This is a genomic window from Nostoc foliaceum FACHB-393 (genome assembly GCF_014698505.1).
GTDB classification, from domain to species: domain Bacteria; phylum Cyanobacteriota; class Cyanobacteriia; order Cyanobacteriales; family Nostocaceae; genus Nostoc; species Nostoc foliaceum_A.
The window spans coordinates 1-5,174 of sequence record NZ_JACJTD010000146.1 but is presented as its reverse complement, the minus strand read 5'-3'; the positions used below and the strand labels follow the sequence as shown (position 1 = coordinate 5,174).

4 protein-coding genes are annotated in these 5,174 nt (G+C 37.2%); 2 read left to right on the top strand and 2 right to left on the bottom strand.

Translation table 11 applies throughout. The annotated features are described in order from the left end of the window. Positions 1 to 123: 123 nt before the first annotated feature. Entirely contained in the window at positions 124 to 2,400 is a 2,277-nt protein-coding gene (locus H6G92_RS38100) for a calcium-binding protein (RefSeq protein WP_190901958.1), read from the bottom strand. Positions 2,401 to 3,129: 729 nt separating this feature from the next. On the opposite strand from H6G92_RS38100, the gene H6G92_RS40120 reads away from it, so the two are divergent. Both H6G92_RS40120 and H6G92_RS40115 read left to right on the top strand, forming a co-directional pair. Continuing rightward, positions 3,130 to 3,453 (top strand): hypothetical protein, encoded by a 324-nt coding sequence (locus H6G92_RS40120; protein WP_242059522.1) that lies wholly within the window; start codon positions 3,130 to 3,132, stop codon positions 3,451 to 3,453. 38 nt (positions 3,454 to 3,491) lie between these two features. Next, positions 3,492 to 4,382, top strand: a complete 891-nt coding sequence (locus H6G92_RS40115) for an NB-ARC domain-containing protein (RefSeq protein ID WP_242059521.1) — start codon at positions 3,492 to 3,494, stop codon at positions 4,380 to 4,382. Positions 4,383 to 4,761: 379 nt separating this feature from the next. Here H6G92_RS40115 and H6G92_RS38090 read toward each other — a convergent pair whose 3' ends face one another. Further along, positions 4,762 to 5,064: a hypothetical protein gene (locus H6G92_RS38090; protein WP_190901956.1), complete on the bottom strand. Its 303-nt coding sequence runs from the start codon at positions 5,062 to 5,064 to the stop codon at positions 4,762 to 4,764. Between the last annotated feature and the right edge of the window lie 110 nt (positions 5,065 to 5,174).

The following is a 5,174-nucleotide window of genomic DNA, read 5'->3' as shown; positions in this document are numbered from 1 at the left end:
CTACGAATTTATACAGTTTGATTTCCGAAATTGAATCAGTCTGCTGTCTGCTTTTTTTGACCTCTAACTCTTTGATCTCAATGGGTTTTACTTTCTTGTAATTTGCGATCGCCCCGTGGTCGATTACATAAATTCTAAGTCACCTCGAACCATCTGAAGTTTATTGTTAACAAGGTAAACATTGGTAGATAGTCCTAGAGATTGAGCGTAATTTTCTGCCCACTTTTGGAGTATTGTACTTAAATTTTTGACTTCCTCGCTTGAAAGGGGTTGAGAGTTAATATCTTCACTGGTATTAATTAAAGAGTATGAATCAACCAGACTTCCTTCAACTCTTGCTCTTTCTGTTCCGTTTACTTTAATAATCGTTGACCCTGCAATAGTTGAAATATCGAAGGAAATTTGGCTAACTTGAGCTTGTGCCATGTCAATTTTATCCACACCTCGCTCGAAGTCTTTGATAACTTGAACTCCACCAGATTCAGTCACAAAGGTATCCTGACCTTCACCTCCCCAAAGATTATTAGTTTCTTTTCCTCCAGTAAGAGTATCATCTCCCAAACCACCTTTGAGGGTATCATTTCCTAGACCACCACTTAGGATATCGTTGCCACTGCCTCCTTCTAATAAATCAGAACCGTCGTTACCTTGGAGATGATTAGCTTGGCCATCCCCATATAGACTGTCATTAGAATTACTCCCAATGACATTTTCAATAGAAAACAACTGTTTGTTAGTAATGCCAGAAGAAACAGAGCCTTGATTTTGACCATCAAGGCGAACTACATAACTGCTTGCCGATTTGCTAGCAACAAATGTATCATTACCATCGCCACCATTGAAGACACCATTACCACCACGGTCTTCGAAAACGTCATCATATTTTGTGCCGATGATGTTAAAACGCTCAATATTGGAAAAGTCGACTAATTCAAAATTATCGCCAGCACCACCACGACTGTGGATTTTATTAGTGTTGCCATTACCATTACCTAAATCAAAACCTAAATGGATACCAGCACCATTAATCTTGTTAGTGTAATCAACTTGGAGCAGATCATCACCTGCTCCTCCATCAACTGTATCACTGGAACCTTGGCTATAAAGAAGTTTAAGAACATCATTACCATCGCCGCCCTTGAAGATGTCATTACCACCACGGTCTTCGAAAACGTCATTATATTTTGTGCCGATGATGTTAAAACGCTCAATATTGGAAAAGTCGACTAATTCAAAATTATCGCCAGCACCACCACGACTGTGGATTTTATTAGTGTTGTTAAAACCTAAATGGATACCAGCACCATTAATCTTGTTAGTGTAATCAACTTGGAGCAGATCATCACCTGCTCCTCCATCAACTGTATCACTGGAACCTTGGCTATAAAGAGGTTTAAGAACATCATTACCCTCGCCACCATTGAAGATGTCATTACCACCAAGCCTATCGAAAACGTCATCATATTTTGTGCCAGTAATTTCAAAACGTTCAATATTGGAAAAGCTGACTAAGTTAGGATTATCACCAGCACCACCACGACTGTAGATATTATCACCTAGCCAACCTAAATGGATACCAGCACCATTAATCTTGTTAGTGTAATCAACTTGGAGCAGGTCATCACCCGTTCCTCCATCAACTGTATCACTGGAACCTTGGCTATAAGCAGGGTTGAGAGTGTCATTACCTCCCTCTCCTAGTATCCGGTCGCTTCCACCACCACCTTTAATAACATCATTTCCACCTCGACCACCAATCCATTCATCTTCGTTAGATCCCTGCATATACCCGTCGCCATCCCCAGCGTTATCAATCCACCACAACCATTGTTTAGACGCTCCAGTAACATTCATCTCAATTTGAATAACCTGACCATCCAACGTCACAGTCGTGGTATCGTCCTCAACCTGCAAAACCGCTAATTCTTGCTGACTTAAACTCTTCCCTTGCACCAACCTCGCAAAAATATCCCCTTCATCTCCTGCTGCATCATTTGTATTAATCTGTGCATCAACAAAATGCCCAGTTTCCTCCAGCAATACATCAGTAATAGCTTGAGGATTGTTCGCATTTTCAGTGATAAATTCCGATGCTAGATAAATTAGATTAGTCTCACGCGAAAAAGCACCATTTGCACCATTAATATCATCACGCTTCACAATCTTGATGCTAGGAATATTACTAAAATTCCCTTGAGCAAAACTATCAAATAATTGATTAGCTACTTCCCTATCAAAATCATTACCAAAGGCAGTTTCCAATTTATCGGTATACCCTGCATCATTTCGGAAGCTACTAAGATAAGAATAGACATTGTTTCGCGCAACATTTACTATTCCATAAATCCCAGACAAGTCTAGTTCACTAATAAGATTGTCAAAAAATAATTTGCTTTTCATGGTTTTACTCTTTGAATGGTATTTCTATCGATAACTAAACACAAAAAAATGTTTGCATCCCTAAAGCAAATTAATAGCGATTCTCAAATGAAAGAAATAGATTTTGGCCTGTCTTCAAACCTCTCTAAAAGGAGAGAGGCTTTGAATCTTGCCCTCCAATGCTAGCAGGGAAGGGGGTGGGGGTTAGTTCTCTATTGGACTCAACCGAGAAACGCAACAGCTTATCACCCTCATGTAAAAGAGGGATATAAAGCAAAAGAGACAATATCTATGCAAATACAAGTGAAATTACTTATACACAAAATCATAATATTTGGTTGCTGACTAAGTTCAGTTCTATAAATTACTGATTTATTCTGAATTTTGACCAAGTTTCATGGTTTTTAAATATTCTTTCTTAACAAAATAATTTAGTTAACCTAGAAAACGATAAAAGTATTCTTCTTCCTAAAAAAAGAGAAAAAATATAGGTTCTTCAGCGTAGGGCGGCCGCATCATGTCAATAAGTAAAATATATTCTCAATAGAGATAAAAATAATGTCATTAAGCTTCGCTTATTGCGAATAATTTAGGCGATCGCTTTGGGGCTTTAAAAATAATCAAACGCGAAATCCTGATTTTTTCGTTGGTTTTTAAGCTTCGTTGTGATCAAAAGTAATTTAGATGCGTTTGCCCTATTCTTCAGCGTTACTGTAAACTGAGTAAATAATCAAACAAATAAAATACAGAATGCCAAGGTCATTGAAAGTTCGCCATGACTGCATGGATCAAGTTAAAATATCACTTACACGTAATGGCTACCCCAACCAAAGAAGCTTGGCTCATGACACTGGTTTAGCTCTAGCTACAGTTAGCAAATTCCTAACTGGTAAACCAGTTGGTCATACAAATTTTGAAGAATTATGTCATAAATTAAATCTGGATTGGAGAGAAATCTCTACACCTAATGCTAAGATCAACGTCTTAAATAATAGATACAAGCTTGTAAAAAAAATACAATTTTTGGTGCAGCAATTAATGTTTCATCATTTTACGCTCGCACCCAAGAACTAGCGCAGCTAAAGTCATGGATTTTACAAGATGGCTGTCGTTTGGTTACAATCTTCGGTATGGGCGGGGTTGGGAAAACCACTTTAGCCACTAAATTAGCACTATCAATTCAAGATCAGTTTGAGTATGTGATTTGGCGATCGCTACAGTACACTCCACCGGGAAACAGCTTTTTAACTGAGTTAGTATCATTTTTATCCAATCAGCAAGAAACTACACCCGACATCAATTTGCTGATCCATTATCTGCGTACTTATCGGTGTCTATTAATTTTAGACAACTTAGAAACAGTCTTAGATCCGGGTTCGATGGCAAAGTATTGCCCTAATTATCAGATTTATGGTGATTTAATCCAAGCCATTGGAAAAACAAATCATAATAGCTGTCTGATTTTAACCTCTAGAGAAAAACCCGCTGAAGTCGTCATATCAGAAGGAGCAGAATTACTGGTGCGTTCTTTCAAGTTGGAAGCTTCTCAAGAGGTAGCCATTCACCTACTACAATCAAAGCAACTGCTAGGTTCAGATGAGCAAAAGAAGGAACTGTGCGATCGCTACAGTAATAACCCTTTACAAATAAACATAGTTACTAATGCTATAATCGAGCTATTTAATGGCGAAATAGGGGAATTCCTAGAACAAAATACCTTGTTGCTCAGTAATATTAACCACTTACTAGAGCAGCAGCTAAATCGTCTTTCAGAGTTAGAATGGTATATTATGAACTGTATAGCTATTGCTCAAGAAGTATCAACTCTTGATACCTTAGCTAAAAGTATTTGTCCGAATGTTCCTAAATTCCAACTTTTGAATGCCATAGAGAGATTGAGTTGGCGCTCATTAATTGAAAAAAAAGTTAAAAATTATACCCAAAAACCTGTCGTGAAAGAGTATATAATAGAAAAACTTAAACGGCAAATTTTAATAGACTGAGAAATATAAACCTTTTCTTATTTAATAAATATTTGCTGATTGTAAAAAGCACAAAATCTTGTGTCATTAAAAAGGATAATTCCCTAATTTTGCTAGGCATTGCAGACCAATTTTATAATCATTTTGCTTCAATAATAGCCCTCAAAAGACACATTCAGGGCATCTTAGAGAAAGTGGAAAATTTTAGGCAGCAGTTATCTAAACATGGAGTATCCAATTATATTCAGCTTCATAAATAAGTAGGTGAGTGAGGATATTTATAAGTGTGTAACGAAATATTAAACTTAATAATTGGAGTTAAATTATAAGAGTTCAGTCCTTATTGAGTTGTTTATTTAACTAATGAACTGAGGTAAATTTTGATATCAAAACTTTTCATTCATCCTCCCAATCCCGGAAAAAACTTACTCCAAACACTTTGCTCCTTTGACGCTGATTCTTCTGAACCTAGAACATTCTGTAACCCTTGCTGATTACTCTGAATTTCCCGCATATTAAGAGAATGAATCACCTGCGCTAACTCTGGATTCTCTTCTAACAGTTCGGCTTCAAGCTCTAAATCCTGCTGTAACAGTTGGGCATTTCGCCGCAAGAACATCTGCTGATTATGTCGCTGTCTAATAAGGGATTCAGTTAGGTGTAATTGTTCTTCAAAACTCAAATCGTCGTATTCGTTATACATTTTATTCAACTCCGATCAATCCAAAGTATTCTGCCGATAATTCCATCAAGTATCTCAAGGCTAAACAATCGCCGTAGTTTGTGTATATTTGAGCAATAGTCATGAAAAGT